The following is an 18819-nucleotide window of genomic DNA, read 5'->3' on the forward strand; positions in this document are numbered from 1 at the left end:
GTGTCACTTTCGCTTTGGCAGCAGTGTCTTGCCCGTTTGCAGGATGAGTTACCTGCCACAGAATTCAGTATGTGGATACGCCCGTTGCAGGCGGAGCTGAGTGATAACACTCTGGCGCTCTACGCCCCCAATCGCTTTGTGCTGGATTGGGTTCGTGATAAATACTTAAATAATATCAATGTCCTGCTGAATGATTTCTGCGGGATGGATGCCCCTTTACTGCGTTTCGAAGTGGGGAGCAAACCATTGGTTCAGGCAGTCAGTCAGCCTGCGCAGTCGCACCACAATCCTGTCAGCGTTGCGCGGCAACAGCCGGTACGTTCGGCTCCGGTACGACCAAGTTGGGATAACTCGCCGGTACAGGCAGAGCATACCTACCGTTCGAATGTGAACCCCAAGCATACGTTTGATAACTTCGTTGAGGGTAAATCGAACCAGCTAGCCCGCGCAGCGGCACGTCAGGTGGCTGATAACCCCGGCGGCGCGTATAACCCGCTGTTTCTGTATGGCGGCACTGGCTTAGGTAAAACGCACTTATTGCACGCGGTGGGGAATGGCATCATTGCCCGCAAACCCAATGCGAAAGTGGTTTACATGCACTCCGAGCGTTTCGTGCAGGATATGGTTAAAGCGTTGCAGAACAATGCGATTGAGGAATTCAAACGCTACTACCGTTCTGTTGATGCGCTGCTGATCGATGATATCCAATTCTTTGCTAATAAAGAGCGCTCGCAAGAAGAGTTCTTTCATACCTTTAATGCGTTGCTGGAAGGCAACCAGCAAATCATCCTGACGTCTGACCGCTACCCGAAAGAGATTAACGGTGTGGAAGATCGCCTGAAATCCCGCTTTGGTTGGGGGTTAACGGTCGCGATTGAACCGCCAGAGCTGGAAACCCGCGTGGCGATTCTGATGAAGAAAGCGGATGAAAACGACATCCGTCTGCCTGGTGAAGTGGCGTTCTTTATTGCCAAACGCCTGCGTTCTAACGTGCGTGAGCTGGAAGGGGCATTGAACCGCGTTATCGCGAATGCCAATTTTACCGGCCGCTCGATCACCATTGATTTTGTGCGTGAAGCGCTGCGCGATCTGCTGGCGTTGCAGGAAAAACTGGTTACTATCGACAATATTCAAAAGACCGTGGCGGAATACTATAAAATCAAGGTAGCCGACCTGCTGTCTAAACGTCGTTCCCGCTCGGTGGCGCGTCCGCGCCAGATGGCGATGGCGTTGGCGAAAGAACTGACGAATCACAGCCTGCCGGAAATCGGCGATGCCTTTGGCGGGCGTGACCATACGACGGTGTTGCATGCCTGCCGCAAGATTGAGCAGCTGCGTGAAGAAAGCCACGACATCAAAGAAGATTTTTCCAATTTAATCAGAACTCTATCGTCATAACACTATGAAATTTATTGTTGAACGCGAACGTCTGTTAAAGCCATTACAACAGGTCAGCAGCCCGCTGGGGGGCCGACCGACTTTACCGATTCTGGGCAACCTGCTGATTCAGGTGACGGAAGGCGCGCTGTCGCTGACCGGTACCGATCTGGAAATGGAAATGGTGGCGAAGGTTGCGCTGACGCAGCCGCATGAGCCGGGTGCCACGACCGTCCCTGCTCGCAAACTGTTTGATATTTGCCGGGGGTTGCCGGAAGGCGCGGAAATCACGATTATGCTGGATGGCGATCGTATGCTGGTGCGCTCTGGCCGCAGCCGTTTCTCGCTGTCCACGCTGCCCGCAGCGGATTTCCCTAATCTGGACGACTGGCAGAGCGAGGTTGAATTCTCGCTGCCGCAGGCGACGATGAAGCGTTTGATCGAAGCGACGCAGTTTTCGATGGCGCATCAGGATGTCCGTTACTACCTCAACGGTATGCTATTTGAAACCGAAGGCGAAGAGCTGCGCACGGTCGCGACCGATGGTCACCGTTTGGCGGTTTGCTCCATGCCGGTTGGGCAATCTTTACCGTCACATTCGGTGATCGTGCCGCGTAAAGGCGTGATGGAGTTGGTGCGTCTGCTGGATGGCGGTGATACGCCGCTGCAACTGCAAATCGGCAGCAACAATATTCGCGCACATGTCGGCGACTTTATTTTCACGTCAAAGCTGGTCGATGGTCGTTTCCCAGATTATCGCCGCGTATTGCCGAAGAACCCGGATAAAACGCTGGAAGCCAGTTGCGATCTGCTCAAGCAGGCCTTCTCCCGTGCGGCGATTTTATCGAATGAAAAATTCCGCGGTGTGCGTCTGCATCTGATTCAGAATCAGCTCAAAATTACTGCTAACAACCCGGAGCAGGAAGAAGCGGAAGAGATTCTGGATGTGCAGTACGACGGCACCGAGATGGAAATTGGCTTTAACGTGAGCTATGTGCTGGATGTGCTGAACGCGCTGAAGTGCGAAGGGGTGCGTTTACTGCTGACCGATTCCGTTTCCAGCGTGCAGATCGAAGATAGCGCCAGCCGGGCGGCGGCCTATGTCGTCATGCCAATGCGGTTGTAGAATTATCGGGCAAGTTCACTTGCCCTTTCATCATTAAGATAACTGCAACATGGCTCTTACTCGTCTTCTCATCAAAGATTTCCGTAACATCGAGGCGGCCGATCTGGCGCTGGTTCCCGGCTTTAATTTTTTAGTGGGTGCCAACGGCAGCGGTAAAACCAGCGTGCTGGAAGCGATTTATACGCTAGGGCACGGGCGGGCGTTTCGTAGCATTCAGGCAGGGCGCGTGATTCGTCACGATCAGCCAGAATTTGTACTGCATGGTCGTATTGATGGTACGGAAACGGAGCGATCCGTTGGGTTAAGCAAAAACCGTCAGGGCGACAGCAAGGTACGGATTGACGGCAGCGACGGCCATAAAGTCGCGGAACTGGCGCAACTGCTACCGATACAGCTGATTACCCCGGAAGGATTTACCCTGCTCAACGGCGGCCCGAAATTTCGTCGCGCCTTTCTCGACTGGGGCTGCTTCCATAATGAACCCGGCTTTTTTGCGGCCTGGAGCAACATGAAGCGTTTGTTGCGCCAGCGTAATGCGGCGCTGCGTCAAGTGAGTCACTATGGGCAGCTTAGAGCCTGGGATCAGGAACTGGTGCCGCTGGCGGAACGTATCAGCGAATGGCGTGCGCAATACGCTGAGGCGATTGCTAATGATATCGCCACGACCTGTACGCAATTTTTGCCTGAATTTTCTCTCAGTTTCTCTTTCCAGCGCGGCTGGGATAAAGAAAGTGAGTATGCAGAACTGCTGGAACGGCAGTTCGAACGCGACCGTATGTTAGGTTATACGGCGCTGGGGCCGCATAAAGCCGACTTCCGCATCCGCGCCAGCGGTGTGGCAGTTGAGGACATGCTGTCCCGTGGTCAGCTCAAGCTGCTGATGTGTGCGCTGAGGCTGGCTCAGGGTGAATTTCTCACCCGTCAGAACGGACTGCGCTGTCTGTATCTGATCGATGATTTTGCTTCCGAACTGGATAGTACCCGCCGCCGTTTGCTAGCCGAACGGTTAAAAGCCACCCATGCACAGGTTTTTGTTAGCGCCGTCAGCGCTGAACAGATAGAGGACATGGTTGGTGAAAAGGGCAAGATGTTCCGCGTAGAACAGGGTAAAATAACGGTTCAATCACAGGACTAAAATGAGCGAGAAACGTTGATGTCGAATTCTTATGACTCCTCAAGTATCAAGGTATTGAAAGGGCTGGATGCGGTACGTAAACGCCCAGGTATGTATATCGGCGATACGGACGACGGTACCGGCCTGCATCACATGGTATTCGAGGTTGTGGACAACGCTATCGACGAAGCACTCGCTGGCTATTGTAAAGACATTATCATCACCATCCATGCTGATAACTCGGTATCGGTGCAGGATGATGGCCGTGGTATTCCGACCGGCATTCACGAAGAAGAAGGTATCTCCGCGGCTGAAGTCATCATGACCGTGCTGCACGCGGGCGGTAAGTTCGATGATAACTCGTATAAAGTCTCTGGCGGCCTGCACGGCGTAGGGGTTTCCGTGGTTAACGCCCTGTCGGAAAAACTGAAACTGGTTATCCACCGCGACGGGAAACTTCACGAGCAAACCTATAAACACGGCGTGGCGCAGGCTCCGCTGGCTGTTACGGGTGAAACCAACAGAACCGGTACGACGGTGCGCTTCTGGCCGAGCCATGAGACGTTCACCAACGTGGTGGAATTCGAGTATGAGATTCTGGCCAAGCGTCTGCGCGAGCTGTCGTTCCTGAACTCTGGTGTCTCCATCCGCTTGATCGACGAGCGCGAGAAAGATAAAGCCGATCATTACCATTATGACGGCGGCATCAAGGCGTTTGTTGATTACCTGAACCGTAACAAGACGCCAATTCACCCGAACGTGTTTTATTTCTCGACGGTGAAAGATGACATCGGCGTGGAAGTGGCATTGCAGTGGAACGACGGTTTCCAGGAAAACATTTACTGCTTTACCAACAACATTCCACAGCGTGACGGTGGTACGCACCTGGCCGGTTTCCGTGCCGCGATGACCCGTACGCTGAATACCTACATGGATAAAGAAGGCTACAGCAAGAAAGCCAAAGTCAGCGCCACCGGTGACGATGCGCGTGAAGGGCTGATTGCCGTCGTTTCCGTGAAAGTGCCGGATCCGAAATTCTCCTCGCAGACCAAAGACAAGCTGGTTTCTTCCGAAGTGAAAACGGCGGTTGAATCGCTGATGAACGAGAAGCTGGTGGATTATCTGATGGAAAACCCATCGGATGCCAAAATCGTGGTCGGTAAAATTATTGATGCCGCCCGTGCCCGTGAAGCGGCGCGTAAAGCGCGTGATATGACGCGTCGTAAAGGTGCGCTCGATCTGGCTGGCCTGCCGGGCAAACTGGCGGACTGTCAGGAACGTGACCCCGCGCTGTCTGAACTGTACCTGGTGGAAGGGGACTCAGCGGGCGGCTCTGCCAAGCAGGGGCGTAACCGTAAGAACCAGGCGATTCTGCCGCTGAAAGGTAAAATCCTGAACGTTGAGAAAGCCCGTTTTGACAAGATGCTTTCCTCACAGGAAGTCGCGACGCTGATCACCGCGCTGGGCTGCGGCATTGGCCGTGATGAATATAACCCGGACAAACTGCGCTACCACAACATCATCATCATGACCGATGCTGACGTGGATGGTTCGCACATCCGTACCCTGTTGTTGACCTTCTTCTATCGTCAACTGCCTGAAATCGTTGAGCGTGGTCACGTGTATATTGCGCAGCCGCCGCTGTACAAGGTGAAAAAAGGCAAGCAGGAACAGTACATCAAAGATGATGAAGCGATGGACCAGTACCAGATCGCACTGGCGCTAGACGGCGCGACGCTGCACACCAATGCACAGGCTCCTGCGCTGGCGGGTGAACCGCTGGAGAAACTGGTTTCTGAACATTACGCCGTACAGAAAATGATTGGCCGCATGGAACGTCGCTTCCCGCGTGCGTTTTTGAACCGCCTGATCTATCAACCAACGTTGGCTGAAGCCGATTTAGGCGAGCGTGAAAAAGTACAGGCGTGGGCGGAATCGCTGGTTAGCAGCCTGAACGAAAACGAGATTCACGGCAGCACATACAGCTTTGTCATTCATCATGATGAAGAGCGCAGCGTATTTGAACCGGCGCTGCGCGTGCGTACGCACGGTGTAGATACCGATTATCCGCTGGGTGCAGGCTTCGTCGCGGGTAGCGAATACCGCAAGTTGAATCAGCTGGGTGAAAAACTGCGCGGCCTGATTGAAGAAGATGCGTACATCGAACGTGGTGAGCGTCGTCAACCGGTTGCCAGCTTTGAGCAGGCATTGGAGTGGCTGGTGAAAGAGTCCCGCCGTGGCTTGACCGTACAGCGCTATAAAGGTCTGGGTGAAATGAACCCGGATCAGCTGTGGGAAACCACGATGGATCCGACCAGCCGCCGCATGCTGCGCGTGACGGTGAAAGACGCCATTGCTGCCGATGAGCTGTTCACCACGCTGATGGGCGATGCGGTTGAACCACGCCGTGCATTTATCGAAGAGAACGCCCTGAAAGCAATGAATATCGATATCTGATTCGATCTACGTTGTTATCGTTATCTAAGCCAGCTCCCTGCGGAGCTGGCTTTTTTATGGCGAGCTTCCTGCCCGCCACCCTTTGGGCCGTCGCGAGCGACGTTGAAAAACGTTCCCTACGTTTTTTTATATCTTTTTATCAGGCTAATGCACGTCGTTTGGCGCTGCGCATTTCCTGTAGCAGGGTGATGAAAGACGTGATCAGCATAAAGATAACGGCAGACCAGAAAATGGCGTGAGGATGGCCGTGATCCAGCAGCCAGCCGAACAGCACCGGTCCTGCGGCACCGCCAATGTTGAAGCCGGTGGAGACAATCCCAAATACTCGTCCTTCCGCGCCCGGTGGTGAAGCGGCGCGCACCAGCATATCCCGAGAAGGAGCGATCATGCCGGAGAGGAAGCCCGCGGCGGCCAACAACGGCACGAGCACAACGGTGGGTAAAGAATACATGGCAACGATACTGACCAGCACGGCGGTGACGGCCAACGCCGCCGTCGCGACCAGCCCGTGGCGTTTAGTTTTATCTGCCAGTGAGCCGCCAGCCAATACGCCAAAGGCGCTGGCGAACAGGAACGCGGTCAGCGCCACGTTAGCCTGTGACAGCGACAAATCGTAACCCGTGACTAACGCCGTCACCGAGAAGTTCTGGATTGAACCCGTACTTAAATTCAGCAGCAGGAACAGAATGAGCAGCGCCAGAATCGGCAGCGTGAAAACGGGTGCGCGCGATTTGCTCGGCTGGGTGCCTGTTGCTGCCGCAGGTTTCACCCGGATGGGCTCATCGCGATCGGTCAGAAGCAGCGGTATCGTTAGCAAGCCGAGGACGCCGGAAACGATGAATGCGCTATTGATGCCGGAAAAGGCGGCAACGGATAGCAAAATACCGGGCGCAATGGCCGTGCCCAGAAAGCCGGAAAACGTATGCACCGAGAACGCACGTCCCATGCGTTTCTCATCAATCCCGCGCGACAACAAGGCGTAATCCGCCGGATGGTAAACCGCGTTCGCTACCCCAGCGAGCCCCATCGCGGCGACCAGCCAAACGTAGCTGCCTGAAAAACCGAGCGAGAGAAAACAGAGGCTCCCGAGTGTGATCCCGGCGGTTAACGTGCGGCGCGCGCCGATACGGTCCACCATAAAACCAATCGGTGTCTGCACACAGGCGGAGACAATATTGAATACGCTGAGCGCAAACCCGAGCTCGACAAAGCTAATATCACGCTGGGCTGACAGCAGCGGAATGAGCGCGGGCAGTACCATCATATGGAAATGACTCACCAGATGCGCTGATGAGATTTGCGCTAATAGCGGTAGTTTTATGAATTTCATGTTGTTTTTGCAGCTTACAGGTCTGTAGATTTTATTATCGTGAGAGCTGGCGCAGGAACAGGGCGTCACTCCCTGGCAAATGGATCATAAGGTTAGCATATTACTTATATCATCTATGGCGAATATTGATACCCGCCTTTTCGGCAGAATAGGGAGAGAACGGCATGACGAGTAAATCGTATTTGGGTGGGTGTTTATGTGGTCAGATTCGGTTCAGAGCGACGGGTGAACCGGGCAATCCGCATGCCTGTTCCTGCACCTACTGTCAGCAGCATTCCGGTGCGCCAACGCTACTGTGGGTTGAGTTTCCCCGGTCTGCAGTTGAATGGATTGGTGAGGGTGGAGAGCCTGCGCGCTATCGTTCGTCCGACTATTCCAGCCGGGCTTTTTGCCCGCACTGCGGCAGCACGCTGGGGGCGATTGATGATGAGCCGACCATTGTGCTGACAGTTGGGAATTTTGATGAGAAAAACAGCCCAGAGCTGAAGCCAACATCGCATTCGTTCGAGGATTGCTGTCCACGCTGGGAATAACGCACAGGCCGTTTCCGGCCTGTGCGGGGGAGTTGGTGAAGAAGGGTAATTACGAGAGCTTAAAGACCAGCACCGTTTGCGCGAGCTGTCTGGCTTGCTCTTCCAGTGACGCGGCTGCTGCCGTGGCTTCCTGAACCAGCGCGGCGTTCTGCTGGGTGACGCCGTCCATCTCGTGAACTGCCTGCGTCACCTGGCTGATTCCGCGCGATTGTTCATCCGATGCTGAGACAATCTCGTCCATGATGTCTTTTACCGACGTGACGGCACTCAGCATTTCCTGCATGGTCTCACCGGCGTTCTGAACCAGCGTGACGCCGCTATCAACGCGGCTGGCGGACTCTGTAATCAGCGCGGTGATGTCTTTTACGGCACTGGCGCTGCGCTGGGCGAGGTTGCGCACCTCGTTGGCAACAACGGCAAAACCGCGCCCTTGTTCGCCCGCTCTGGCGGCTTCTACCGCCGCGTTGAGTGCCAGAATATTGGTCTGGAACGCGATACCGTTGATGATGCTCGTAATGTCGGCAATCTTCTTCGAACTGTCGTCGATCTCACTCATAATGTGAACAACCTGACCGACTATCTTGTCGCCTTTCTGAGCGATCTGCGCGGCATTCTGCGCCAGTGTTGTGGCGTTATGAGCGTTATCCGCATTCTGTTTTACCGTCGCCGTAATCTGTTCCATGCTGGCGGCGGTTTCTTCCAGCGCTGCCGCCTGTTGCTCGGTACGGGAAGCCAGATCGGTATTACCAGCCGCAATTTCCGTCGCACCGTGGCTGACAGATTCGCTGGTGCTAATCAGCTGCTCGGCGATATCTCTCAACTGCGTCTGCATGGCATTCATGGCGTAAAAAATACTGCTGTCATCCTTCGGTTGCACAGGAATGGTCTGTGTTAAATCCCCTTGTGCGACGGACAGGGCGATTTGCGCCGCCTGAGCCGGTTCGCCACCGATAGGGCGTGCGACCTTGCGGTTAAAGATGATGCCCAGCACGCCGGAAACCACCACGATGCTCAGTATCATAAGCAGCAGGCCCACGTTGCGTTGCTGCACCGTTTCCGCCATCACCACATTGACGGGTGCGGACAGGCCGAGCATCCAGGGCGTACCGGTATTGCCGATGGTGACTGGCACATACACGTTAAACGCTGGCGTGTTCAGCACGGCATTGTCACGTTCGATCTGATAAGACTGACCTGTGGTGACATGCTCAAGCAGCGTTGGGTCGTTTTCAATTTTCTTGGTTATTCGGGCTTTGTCAGGATGAGAAATGTAGGCACCGGTGTGGGACAGTAATTGGGCGTAGCCCGTGCCTTCATAGGGTTTGATGTTGTTGGTGAGCTGTTGCAGCGTATCCAGCGAAAAGTCCGCGGTGACGGAGCCGTAAAATTTGTTGTTGATGATGATAGGCACGGCAATGGAGGTCAGCAGAACATCGACGCCGTTGTAAGGGTAGCTGTACGGTTCCAGAATTACCTCTTTCTGGAGTTTCTTCGGCAGCAGATAGTAATCGCCGCTGCCGGGCGTTTCATAATCCAACAGAGTATGCAGAGCAACGTTGCCTGCGGTGTCGCGATCAACGTAGCGGACGAAGCGACCTTGCGGATCCTGATCGGGTTGACCCGCGTACTCCCGATCTTTGCCGTCGAACGCATCAGGTTCCCACGCCAGCGACATCGAAAGGAAATCAGGGTGGCTCTTCAGTGCATTTTTCAGCAGTGTCTCCGCGGTTTTTCGATCGGCGTTACCTGCTTCTTGCAGGCTGACAACGCTCTGCACCAAATTACGTGCCGCATGTAGCGCGACATCCAGTTTTTGCTGAATCAGGTAACTGTTGGTATAGGCCGTTTGCTCAAGATACTGCTGTGCGATGGTCTTTTGCTGCTGGCCGGATTGCCAAATCAGCAGGCCGATAGTGAGAATAAAACCGAGTGCGATAGTGGTGACGCCCGCCAGGAGCATCAGCATCCGTGTGCTGAGCTTTCTTTTTGACGCGGTTGGCGAGGTGTGAATGGATGGGTTGCTGTGGTTAACCGGTAACAGTGTTGTAGACATATGCGTAATATCCCCTGGGATATAAGCGCCCGTAGGCACCTTTTTTTCATAAAAGAATCAATCGATTGTCTTCCTTTCTGTTTTGGGGTCATTCCCTTGCGCGACTCGTCATTATTTGTGATGTAAGTCACAAATAAATTATCGGCGAGAAACAATATGTCTTTAGGTTATTCACGAAAATGTCACAAATCAGCGAGGGTATAAATTGGTATCGCTGTGAACGGACAGAACAGTGAGGCATGGTGCCTCACTGCGTGAGCGAGGATTAGGCGGCAGGACCTTTGCTGACGGAATCGCGGATAATCAATTCGCCCTTGAAGTCAGGTGCAGGCACGACGGTTTCACCCTCCAGTCGGCACAGCAGTTTCTCAAGGGTATAGCTGATCATCTCGGCGACGGGCACATGCACGGTAGTGAGGGGCGGGTAGAACCATGATGCCATCGGTAAATCATCGAACCCCAGTAGCGAGACATCCTGCGGAATCGCGAGGCCGTGTTCGCGTAGCGCTTTGGCCGCGCCAATCGCCATATCGTCATTGCTGGCGACGAGTGCGCTGAAGGTGGCAGATCGCTGAAGCAGGATTTGTGCCGCCGTATAGCCGCTGTCATGGGTCCAGTCACCTGGCGCAACCAGCCCGTCATTATAGGGAACCCCGTTTTCCTCCAGCGCCTGCCGGTAGCCCGCCAGTCGGCTTGTACCCGTGGGGGAATTCGCCGATCCACAGACAAAGGCGATATCACGGTGGCCCTGTGCTATCAGGTAATTGACGGCATCATGGCAGTGCTGCTGGTGATTGGCGCAGATGCCATTATCGCCGTGCTGATGCAGTGTGCGGTTCACGACCATGATCGGCTGATCGTGCTGTTCGATAATCTCTTCCAGTTCATTCGTAGAGAGAAAACGCGGATAGATAATGACGGCATCGCAGCGTAAATCGAGCAGGAACTGGATCGCTTCGCGCTCTTCTTCCGCGCTGTGCTTGCCATCCGCCATGATAAGCTGCCGCCCGTATTTCTCCGTCATGGTTGCCGTTTGGAACAGCAATTCGCTGAAATAGGGGCCGCTGTACAGCGTGTTGGTCACAACCAAACCAATAATTTGCGATTTGCTCGTGGCGAGCTGGCGCGCCAGCAGGTTGGGCCGGTAGCCAATCTCTTCAATCGCCTGGAATACCCGATCCCGCGTGGTTTTACTGACGTAATTATTCCCTGTCAGCACGCGTGATACGGTGGCTTTGGATACACCGGCTTTTTTCGCTACATCGAGCATGGTTACCATCGTACTTTCCCGTTCTCCTGTACTGCCTGATGTCGTCATTATAGGGAAAAATCCTCCTTTTTTATCACCAATAACAAGTGTAGGGATAAAAATATTCCCCGATTGCGCTATTTATGATCGCCTTCAAAAAATAGTAAAAACAATATGAAACCGGTTGCATATTATTTTGTGTCTTGCTTGAATAATAAAAAAACGGACGGTGAGGTGCAGTATGAATAAGATTTTACTCTGTTGCGCAGCAGGAATGTCTACCAGCATGCTGGTACAGCGGATGGAAAAGGTCGCCGAGAAAAATGCGATCGCTGTTGAGATAAAAGCCGTGGGTTTTGAAGAGTTTAATAAGCTAATTGATGAATATGATTGCTGCCTTCTGGGGCCGCAGATTAAGTATAAACTGCCTGAATTCAAGGTGATAGCTGACGAGAAAGCGAAGCCGATTGCGGTCATTAATATGGTCGATTACGGCATGATGAATGGGGAAAAAGTCCTCAATGATGCTCTGGCGATGATCAATTAGTATAACGGGAGGAATAATGAGTAAATTAAGCGAGTCATTATTCAGCGTTATCGAAAACCGTATTAGCCCCATTGCGGCAAAACTCTCTAGTCAGCGTCATGTTGTAGCAATTAAAGATGGCTTCATTGCCTCTATGCCGTTTTTAATTGTCGGCTCTTTTATGATGTTATTTGCTCATCCACCTTTTAGCCCGAATAGTGAATGGGCTTTTGCGCAGTGGTGGCTGGGGATGGTGGAACGCCACGGCGAACAAATCATGATGCCCTATAACATGACGATGGGCATTATGGCGGTGTATATCACCAGCGCCATCGCTTATAACCTGGCACAGAGCTATAAAATGAACGGTTTTATGGCGGCCAGCCTAGCGCTGATGTCGTTTATGGTGGTGGCCGCTCCGCAAATCGACAAAAGCCTGCCGGTCGGGTCGCTGGGAGGCGAGGGGATTTTCACCGCGATTATCGTGGCGATCTATTCGACGGAACTGATGCACTTTCTGCAGAAGCGCAATATTGGCATCCGCCTGCCGGAACAGGTGCCGCCGAAAATCCGCCAGTCTTTCGATCTGCTGATCCCGATTCTTGCCATCTTCCTTACGCTCTTCCCGCTTAGCCTGTTTATGCAGAGCCAGTTCGGCATGCTGTTACCGCAGGCGATTATGGCCGTCTTCGCGCCGATTATCTCGGCATCTGACTCGCTCCCCGCCATCCTGATTGCGGTGCTGCTCTGCCACCTGCTGTGGTTTGCCGGGATTCACGGGGCGGTTATCGTCGGCGGCATTTTGCAGGCGTTCTGGCTGACTAACTTAGGGATCAATCAGGAAGCGTTTAACACGGGCGCACCGATCACCAAAATCTTCATTGAACCCTTCTGGCAGTTCTTCATTACGGTGGGTGGCTCGGGAGCGACCATGGGGCTGGTCTTCCTCTATCTGCGCAGCCGTTCTGCTCACCTGCGCTCCATCGGCAAACTGGCCGTGGTGCCAAGCATGTTCAACATCAACGAACCGGTGATTTTTGGTTCACCCGTCGTGATGAACCCGCTGCTGTTTATTCCATTTATTATCGCACCGCTGGTGAATGCCACCCTTGCTTATATCGCATTAAAAACCGATTTGGTGCACCGCGTCATTTCTCTTGCGCCTTGGACAACGCCGGGCCCGATTGGCGCAGCCTGGTCTACGGGGTGGGACTGGCGTGCGGTGGTGCTGGTGGGGGTACTGATTGTCGTCTCGTCCTTAATCTATTACCCCTTCTTCAAAATGTATGAACGTCAGCTGGTCGCACAAGAAGTGGGGACAGCAGAGGAGGCCGTGAGTGATGCGCGATGAAACCATTCTTGATGAAACGACAGTAATGGAACTGATTATCTATGCGGGAGAGGCGCGTTCCAGCTCGATGGAAGCGCTGAGCGCCGCCAGAAAATACGACTGGGACAGGGCTGAGGAACTGCTGAACACGGCTTCTGTAGCGGCGCGCAAAGCCCATCAAATCCAGACGGCCCTGATTGGTGCCGATGAGGGCAGCGGAAAAATCCCGGTCAACCTGATTCTGGTTCACGCGCAAGATCACCTGATGAACGCGATGCTATGCCGTGAGCTGGTGGAGGAACTGATTCAACTGCATCGGGAAATCTCCACCCTGAAACAGCTTATAAATTAATAATATGCAAACCTGAAATAAGAAGGAAACAAGATGTCTGTTCAACAATTACCGAAAGACTTTCTGTGGGGCGGCGCGGTAGCGGCGCATCAAGTTGAAGGTGGTTGGGATCAAGGCGGCAAAGGCGTCAGCATTTGTGATGTCCTGTCCGGCGGTGCTCACGGCGTTGACCGTGTGATTACCGATGGCGTACAGCCTGGTGTCAGTTATCCAAACCATCAGGCGGTGGAGTTCTACTCCCACTATAAGCAGGATATTGCCCTGTTCGCCGAAATGGGCTTCAAATGCTTCCGCACCTCGATTGCCTGGACGCGTATTTTCCCCAATGGCGATGAGCTGGAGCCGAATGAAGCAGGCCTGCAATTCTATGACGACCTGTTTGATGAGCTGTTGAAATACAACATCGAGCCAGTGATTACGCTGTCTCACTTTGAAATGCCGCATCATCTGGTTAAGCAATACGGTGGCTGGCTGAACCGTAAAGTGGTGGATTTCTTTGTTCGCTACAGCGAAGTAGTCATGAAGCGTTACCAGTCCAAAGTGAAATACTGGATGACCTTCAATGAGATTAACAACCAGCGTAACTGGCAGTATCCGCTGTTTGGCTACTGCTGTTCCGGCGTGATTTTTACCGATCACGACAAGCCAGAGCAGGCGATGTACCAAACGCTGCACCACCAGTTTGTCGCCAGTGCGAAAGTGGTGAAGCTGGGTCATGAGATTAACCCGAACTTCAAAATTGGCTGCATGCTGGCGCTGGTACCAATCTATCCGTGGTCATGCCACCCGGATGACGTGATGTTTGCACAGGAAGCGATGCGTGAGCGTCACCTGTTCGGCGACGTGCAGCTGCGCGGTTACTACCCGTCTTACATCCTGAAAGAGTGGGCGCGCAAAGGCTATCAGATTGATATGCAGCCGGAAGACGAACAGACGCTGCGCGAAGGCTGCACGGACTATCTGGGCTTCAGCTACTACATGAGCAGCGCGGTGCAGTTGGCAGCAAAAGGCCAGAGAAAAGAAGATGCGATTACGGGCTTCGACGGCGGCGTGAAGAACCCGCATGTGAAGGCATCGGAGTGGGGCTGGCAGATTGACCCGGTTGGTCTGCGCTATACGCTGAACAGCTTCTACGAGCGTTATCAGAAACCGATGTTCATCGTCGAAAACGGCTTTGGCGCGGTAGACAAGGTGGAAGCCGACGGCAGCATTAACGATGATTACCGCATCGAATACCTCAAAGCGCATATCGATCAGATGAAGAAAGCCGTCGTGGAAGATGGCGTGGAGCTGATGGGTTATACCCCGTGGGGCTGCATCGACTGTGTGTCGTTCACCACCGGCCAGTACAGCAAGCGCTACGGTTTCATCTACGTGGATAAACACGATGATGGCACCGGTACCTTCAAGCGCTCGAAGAAAAAGAGCTTTGACTGGTACAAGAAGGTGATCGCCAGCAACGGCGCCGAATTATAACTGTGATTGCAGACAAAGTACGTTGGGCGGTGGTAATGGGTAGATCGTAAAGACGCGGTGAATACGTCCCTGTACGCTCGAGCCGCGCCATCCCTGGCGCGGACGCTTTACTCTTCTATCCCATGACCACCGTTTTCGCTCAACAAGTAGATTTGTTAATGAGCTAAGCCGTGCTTAACCGCACGGCTTTTTACGTTGCGCGTCATACGCCTGTCACCCTGCTGTATTTCACTAACGACTTCATCGCTGAATCGCGTTAGCATGAAAACAGATAACTTGATGCTGGAAAAACTATGTCTGTAAAACTGATCGCTATTGATATGGACGGGACGTTGCTGACGCCCCAAAATCAAATTTCACCTGCGGTAAAAGCCGCGATTGCCGCTGCCAGAGAGAAAGGCGTGCAGGTGGTGCTGGCTACCGGTCGCCCTTACATTGGTGTCGAGCGCTACCTGATGGAGCTGGATTTGCAGCAGGAAGGCTGTTACTGCATCACCAATAACGGTGCGCTGGTGCAGCGTACGGTCAATGGTGACTGTGTGGCGCAAACGGCGCTGAGCTTCGATGATTATCTCTATTTCGAAGCGCTGGCCTGCAAACTGGGCGTCCATTTCCACGCGTTGGACTTCAATTTCGTCTATACCGCCAATAAAGACATCAGCCCTTACACCATCCACGAATCTCACCTGACCGGGATGCCGTTGAAGTATCGTGCGGTAGAGGAAATGGATCGCAGCCTGACGTTCCCGAAAGTGATGATGATTGATGAGCCAGAGATCTTGGATCGCGCCATCAGCCAGCTGCCACCGGAAGCCTTTGAACGCTACACCATCATGAAGAGCGCCGAATACTATCTGGAAATTCTGGATAAACGCGTCAACAAAGGTGAAGGCGTGAAGATGCTGGCGGAGCACCTCGGCATTCCACGTGAAAGCGTCATGACGCTGGGCGACCAGCAGAACGATCTGGCGATGATTCGCTATGCGGGCATCGGCGTCGCGATGGGCAATGCCATCGACGAAGTGAAAGAAGCCAGCCAGTTCGTCACCAAAACCAACATGGAAGACGGCGTCGCTTATGCGATCGAGAAATTTGTGCTGAATGCCTGATTAGAGCGATATAAATTGGAATAGCCATCAATGATGGCTATTTTTATTTTAAATAATAACTCTGATATTTATTTTTTATAAATCCATTCCCCAGCAGTCATTATTCAATAAATACATTAATAAAAATAACGGCTTTGGCTGGAAATTATTTTAATTCCAGACTGCTCGCTATTTTTTCTTTCATAACCTGAGTGATGTGATTCACCACCTGGCTGCGGGGAATTTGCGGGGGATAAACCGCGCAATACGCCATTTTTATATCAGGATTGAAAGGCTTAACGATAACCGGCGAAGGGCTGTTCAGGGCGGTAATAAAATCCACCACGCCGATGCCGACGTTTCTTGATGCCAGCACGCAGCAGTTAGCCATTGAGGTTTCGATGGGGTTATGCAAATAGGTCTGCTCTTTTCTGGAGGAGATATCGAGCTGCGCCCGCAGCGGTGTGGTTCTTCCCGGCAGAATAGCGCGCGTACCGGCCAGGTCGGCAAGCGTAATTTCATCCGCCGTGGCAAGAGGGTGATCCACCGCTAACACCGCGACAGCACTGGCGTCTGCCAGTGGTTCAGCTTCCAGCCCTTTGATGCCTGGCTGGCCAAAAATAAAGCCGACGTCATACTGATTTTCAGAAATGGCGCTCGTAATATGGCTGCTGCTTTCGATGTCTAAAAACAGGGAAAGATCGGGGTATTTCTTGAGTAAAGTAGGGAGAACCTGATCTGAACAAAGAAACGAGAGCGCTTGAACGGCGGCGATGCGCAGCACGCTGCCCTTGGCGTGGCGAATTTCATCCGCAATCATCCCGATGTGATCCAACCCCAGATAAAGACGCTCGACTTCGCGATACAGCTTCATCGCCTCCGCGCGTGGAATCAGGCCGCGCCCGTCCCTATCGAACAGCTTAAGATTCAGTGCGTCTTCAAAGTCCTTAATCAGCCGGCTGACCGCAGGCTGGGTGATGTACATCATGTTGGCGGCAGCGGTGATGCCTCCGGTGAGGATGACTTTATGAAAGGCTTCAACCTGGCGGGGATTGATACGCATGCTCGTCACCTTAAAACATAACATTTGGTTATCAATTTAACACAAAATGCAATTTTTCATTATCCAATCTAGCGCATAGACTCACAATCATAAGATTTAATACACTTCATCAGTACTCAATCATGGAATAGAGGATTAGTGAATGAAGAAATCGACTCTGGCGTTATTGTTTACTGTTTTATTTTCATCTTCACCTTTGGTTTATAGCGCGGACCTGAATATCGGTTTGGCTTCCTCCACCACATCAATGGATCCGCAGTTTTATGTGAGTGGGGCGAATAGCGCAATGGCGCGCAATATTTTTGACGGTTTGGTTGTACAGGATGAAAAACAGCAGATTGCACCTGCCCTGGCAACCAGTTGGAAAGTGATTGACGACAAGACGTGGGAGTTTGTATTGCGTCCTGGCGTTAAGTTTCACGACGGCAGTGATTTTACGGCTAAAGATGTGATTGCCAGCATTAAGCGTATTGCGCTGGCATCGAAAAACAGCCCCAGCTCTTACGCACCCTACGTCAGCGACATTGCTGAAGTAATAGAAGTGAATCCATTAACGGTGCGGATTAAGACAAAAGAGGCTTCGCCGCTGCTGCTGAATAATTTAAGTCGGGTTTCCATTTTGCCCGCCCGACTTGAGAACGTCCCAACGGAAACGTTGAATTCAGGAAAAGATGTGATTGGTACAGGGCCATTCAAATTTGTTTCCTGGGTGCCGGATGACCGGGTAGTCCTTAGTCGTAATGACGATTACTGGGGAGGAAAAGCAGAGTGGGACAACGTTACTGTCCGTGTATTTAAAAACAGTAGTGCACGTGTAGCAGCAGTATTATCCGGTGATGTGGACATGATTGAAAACGTTCCAACAGCCGACAGCAGTAATATTGAAAAAAATCCGCAGTTAAAAACGATTTCAACACCAGGGAATCGTGTTATTTACCTTCATATGGACCAGCAGCGAGATGAATCACCGTTCGCCAAAGGTCCTGATGGTAAAAACCCATTACTAAAAAAAGAAGTACGCCAGGCGATGTCTTTAGCTATTAATCGCCAGGCAATCGTCGACCGTGTGATGGAGGGGCAGGCTGTTGTTGCCTCTCAGCTTGTACCGAAGGGGTACCCAGGCTATTCCGCTTCCATTCCTGCGCCGGTTTATAATCCGGAGAAAGCCAAACAGGAACTGGCGGCGGCGGGTTACCCCGACGGCTTCACGCTGACCTTCCACGCGTCGAACGATCGTTATCCTAATGATTCTAAAATTGCTCAGGCCATTGGCCAAATGTTCACCCGTGCCGGTATCAAAACCGAGGTTGTTACGATGCCCGGCAGTGTGTACTTCTCACGTGCGTCTCGTCTCGAATTCAGTTTGATTATGGGCGGGGCCGCGATTGAAACCGGGGAAGCTTCTGGAGTATTGGGGCCATTGTTAGAAACCTTTGGCCCCAATGCAGGACAGGGTAATCGTGGTCGCTATTCCAATCCTGTCTTTGATAAAACGCTGAACGAAGCACGTGTCACGCTGGATGAAACCAAACGTGATGCGCTGCTGGCTGAGGCGATGAACATTGGCATGAACGATCTGGGCGTGATTCCAGTGATGTTCCTGTCCAACACCTGGGCGATGAAAAAGCAGTATACCTACGTGGGCCGTTCCGATGCCTACACGCTGCCATACTTCGTCCGTTCTGCGAAATAGTCACCTGTCATTTATGATTCAAATAAGGGGTGAGTATTCACCCCTTATCTAT

General features: G+C 52.6%; 15 protein-coding genes. 11 read left to right on the plus strand and 4 right to left on the minus strand.

Features of this window, described 5'->3' with window-relative positions; genetic code table 11:
- The 4 genes from dnaA to gyrB are packed head-to-tail and all read left to right on the plus strand — an operon-like array spanning position 1 to position 6074.
- Positions 1-1398 carry a chromosomal replication initiator protein DnaA gene (dnaA, locus tag MYB54_RS00005; protein WP_010281224.1) on the plus strand — a complete coding sequence of 466 codons (1398 nt, stop codon included), beginning with the start codon at positions 1-3 and terminating at the stop codon, positions 1396-1398.
- A 4-nt stretch (positions 1399-1402) separates the two neighbouring features.
- On the plus strand, positions 1403-2503 hold the full coding sequence (gene dnaN, locus MYB54_RS00010) for a DNA polymerase III subunit beta (RefSeq protein ID WP_005976672.1): 1101 nt from the start codon (positions 1403-1405) through the stop codon (positions 2501-2503).
- Between the two features lie 49 nt (positions 2504-2552).
- Positions 2553-3638 carry a DNA replication/repair protein RecF gene (gene recF, locus MYB54_RS00015; protein WP_014917126.1) on the plus strand — a complete coding sequence of 362 codons (1086 nt, stop codon included), beginning with the start codon at positions 2553-2555 and terminating at the stop codon, positions 3636-3638.
- 18 nt (positions 3639-3656) lie between these two features.
- Positions 3657-6074: a DNA topoisomerase (ATP-hydrolyzing) subunit B gene (gene gyrB / locus MYB54_RS00020; RefSeq protein ID WP_014917125.1), complete on the plus strand. Its 2418-nt coding sequence runs from the start codon at positions 3657-3659 to the stop codon at positions 6072-6074.
- A gap of 139 nt (positions 6075-6213) precedes the next feature.
- Here the strand turns inward: gyrB and MYB54_RS00025 are convergent, their stop codons facing one another.
- Positions 6214-7404: an MFS transporter gene (locus tag MYB54_RS00025; RefSeq protein WP_014917124.1), complete on the minus strand. Its 1191-nt coding sequence runs from the start codon at positions 7402-7404 to the stop codon at positions 6214-6216.
- 164 nt (positions 7405-7568) lie between these two features.
- Here MYB54_RS00025 and MYB54_RS00030 point away from each other — a divergent pair, with 164 nt between their 5' ends.
- On the plus strand, positions 7569-7937 hold the full coding sequence (locus MYB54_RS00030; RefSeq protein ID WP_248721357.1) for a GFA family protein: 369 nt from the start codon (positions 7569-7571) through the stop codon (positions 7935-7937).
- A 49-nt stretch (positions 7938-7986) separates the two neighbouring features.
- Here the strand turns inward: MYB54_RS00030 and MYB54_RS00035 are convergent, their stop codons facing one another.
- Complete coding sequence (locus tag MYB54_RS00035; RefSeq protein ID WP_039281399.1) at positions 7987-9990, minus strand: methyl-accepting chemotaxis protein; 2004 nt, start codon at positions 9988-9990, stop codon at positions 7987-7989.
- A gap of 265 nt (positions 9991-10255) precedes the next feature.
- Positions 10256-11269 (minus strand): LacI family DNA-binding transcriptional regulator, encoded by a 1014-nt coding sequence (locus tag MYB54_RS00040; RefSeq protein ID WP_248721993.1) that lies wholly within the window; start codon positions 11267-11269, stop codon positions 10256-10258.
- Positions 11270-11480: 211 nt separating this feature from the next.
- On the opposite strand from MYB54_RS00040, the gene MYB54_RS00045 reads away from it, so the two are divergent.
- The 5 genes from MYB54_RS00045 (at position 11481) to yidA (ending at position 16032) form a co-directional block, all read left to right on the plus strand.
- Positions 11481-11786, plus strand: coding sequence for a PTS sugar transporter subunit IIB (locus tag MYB54_RS00045; protein WP_014917120.1), 306 nt, complete (start codon positions 11481-11483; stop codon positions 11784-11786).
- 16 nt (positions 11787-11802) lie between these two features.
- Positions 11803-13116 (plus strand): PTS sugar transporter subunit IIC, encoded by a 1314-nt coding sequence (locus MYB54_RS00050; protein WP_248721358.1) that lies wholly within the window; start codon positions 11803-11805, stop codon positions 13114-13116.
- Positions 13106-13447, plus strand: coding sequence for a PTS lactose/cellobiose transporter subunit IIA (locus tag MYB54_RS00055; protein ID WP_104213074.1), 342 nt, complete (start codon positions 13106-13108; stop codon positions 13445-13447). The genes MYB54_RS00050 and MYB54_RS00055 overlap by 11 nt, the downstream gene beginning before the upstream one ends.
- Positions 13448-13480: 33 nt before the next feature.
- On the plus strand, positions 13481-14923 hold the full coding sequence (locus MYB54_RS00060; RefSeq protein ID WP_248721359.1) for a 6-phospho-beta-glucosidase: 1443 nt from the start codon (positions 13481-13483) through the stop codon (positions 14921-14923).
- 293 nt (positions 14924-15216) lie between these two features.
- On the plus strand, positions 15217-16032 hold the full coding sequence (gene yidA / locus MYB54_RS00065) for a sugar-phosphatase (protein WP_010281188.1): 816 nt from the start codon (positions 15217-15219) through the stop codon (positions 16030-16032).
- Between the two features lie 145 nt (positions 16033-16177).
- On the opposite strand, the gene MYB54_RS00070 is transcribed toward yidA, so the two are convergent.
- On the minus strand, positions 16178-17074 hold the full coding sequence (locus tag MYB54_RS00070; protein ID WP_039502489.1) for a LysR family transcriptional regulator: 897 nt from the start codon (positions 17072-17074) through the stop codon (positions 16178-16180).
- A 142-nt stretch (positions 17075-17216) separates the two neighbouring features.
- On the opposite strand from MYB54_RS00070, the gene MYB54_RS00075 reads away from it, so the two are divergent.
- On the plus strand, positions 17217-18767 hold the full coding sequence (locus MYB54_RS00075; protein ID WP_248721360.1) for an ABC transporter substrate-binding protein: 1551 nt from the start codon (positions 17217-17219) through the stop codon (positions 18765-18767).
- Positions 18768-18819 lie beyond the last annotated feature (52 nt).

This window comes from Pectobacterium nicotianae, assembly GCF_023272715.1.
Lineage (GTDB): Bacteria > Pseudomonadota > Gammaproteobacteria > Enterobacterales > Enterobacteriaceae > Pectobacterium > Pectobacterium brasiliense.

Bases quoted from the DNA above. Each gene is read 5' to 3' on its own strand.
- dnaN (WP_005976672.1), top strand. From the start codon at position 1,403: ATGAAATTTATTGTTGAACGCGAACGTCTGTTAAAGCCATTACAACAG.
- recF (WP_014917126.1), top strand. From the start codon at position 2,553: ATGGCTCTTACTCGTCTTCTCATCAAAGATTTCCGTAACATCGAGGCG.
- gyrB (WP_014917125.1), top strand. From the start codon at position 3,657: ATGTCGAATTCTTATGACTCCTCAAGTATCAAGGTATTGAAAGGGCTG.
- MYB54_RS00025 (WP_014917124.1), bottom strand. From the start codon at position 7,404: ATGAAATTCATAAAACTACCGCTATTAGCGCAAATCTCATCAGCGCAT.
- MYB54_RS00030 (WP_248721357.1), top strand. From the start codon at position 7,569: ATGACGAGTAAATCGTATTTGGGTGGGTGTTTATGTGGTCAGATTCGG.
- MYB54_RS00035 (WP_039281399.1), bottom strand. From the start codon at position 9,990: ATGTCTACAACACTGTTACCGGTTAACCACAGCAACCCATCCATTCAC.
- MYB54_RS00040 (WP_248721993.1), bottom strand. From the start codon at position 11,269: ATGGTAACCATGCTCGATGTAGCGAAAAAAGCCGGTGTATCCAAAGCC.
- MYB54_RS00045 (WP_014917120.1), top strand. From the start codon at position 11,481: ATGAATAAGATTTTACTCTGTTGCGCAGCAGGAATGTCTACCAGCATG.
- MYB54_RS00050 (WP_248721358.1), top strand. From the start codon at position 11,803: ATGAGTAAATTAAGCGAGTCATTATTCAGCGTTATCGAAAACCGTATT.
- MYB54_RS00055 (WP_104213074.1), top strand. From the start codon at position 13,106: ATGCGCGATGAAACCATTCTTGATGAAACGACAGTAATGGAACTGATT.
- MYB54_RS00060 (WP_248721359.1), top strand. From the start codon at position 13,481: ATGTCTGTTCAACAATTACCGAAAGACTTTCTGTGGGGCGGCGCGGTA.
- yidA (WP_010281188.1), top strand. From the start codon at position 15,217: ATGTCTGTAAAACTGATCGCTATTGATATGGACGGGACGTTGCTGACG.
- MYB54_RS00070 (WP_039502489.1), bottom strand. From the start codon at position 17,074: ATGCGTATCAATCCCCGCCAGGTTGAAGCCTTTCATAAAGTCATCCTC.
- MYB54_RS00075 (WP_248721360.1), top strand. From the start codon at position 17,217: ATGAAGAAATCGACTCTGGCGTTATTGTTTACTGTTTTATTTTCATCT.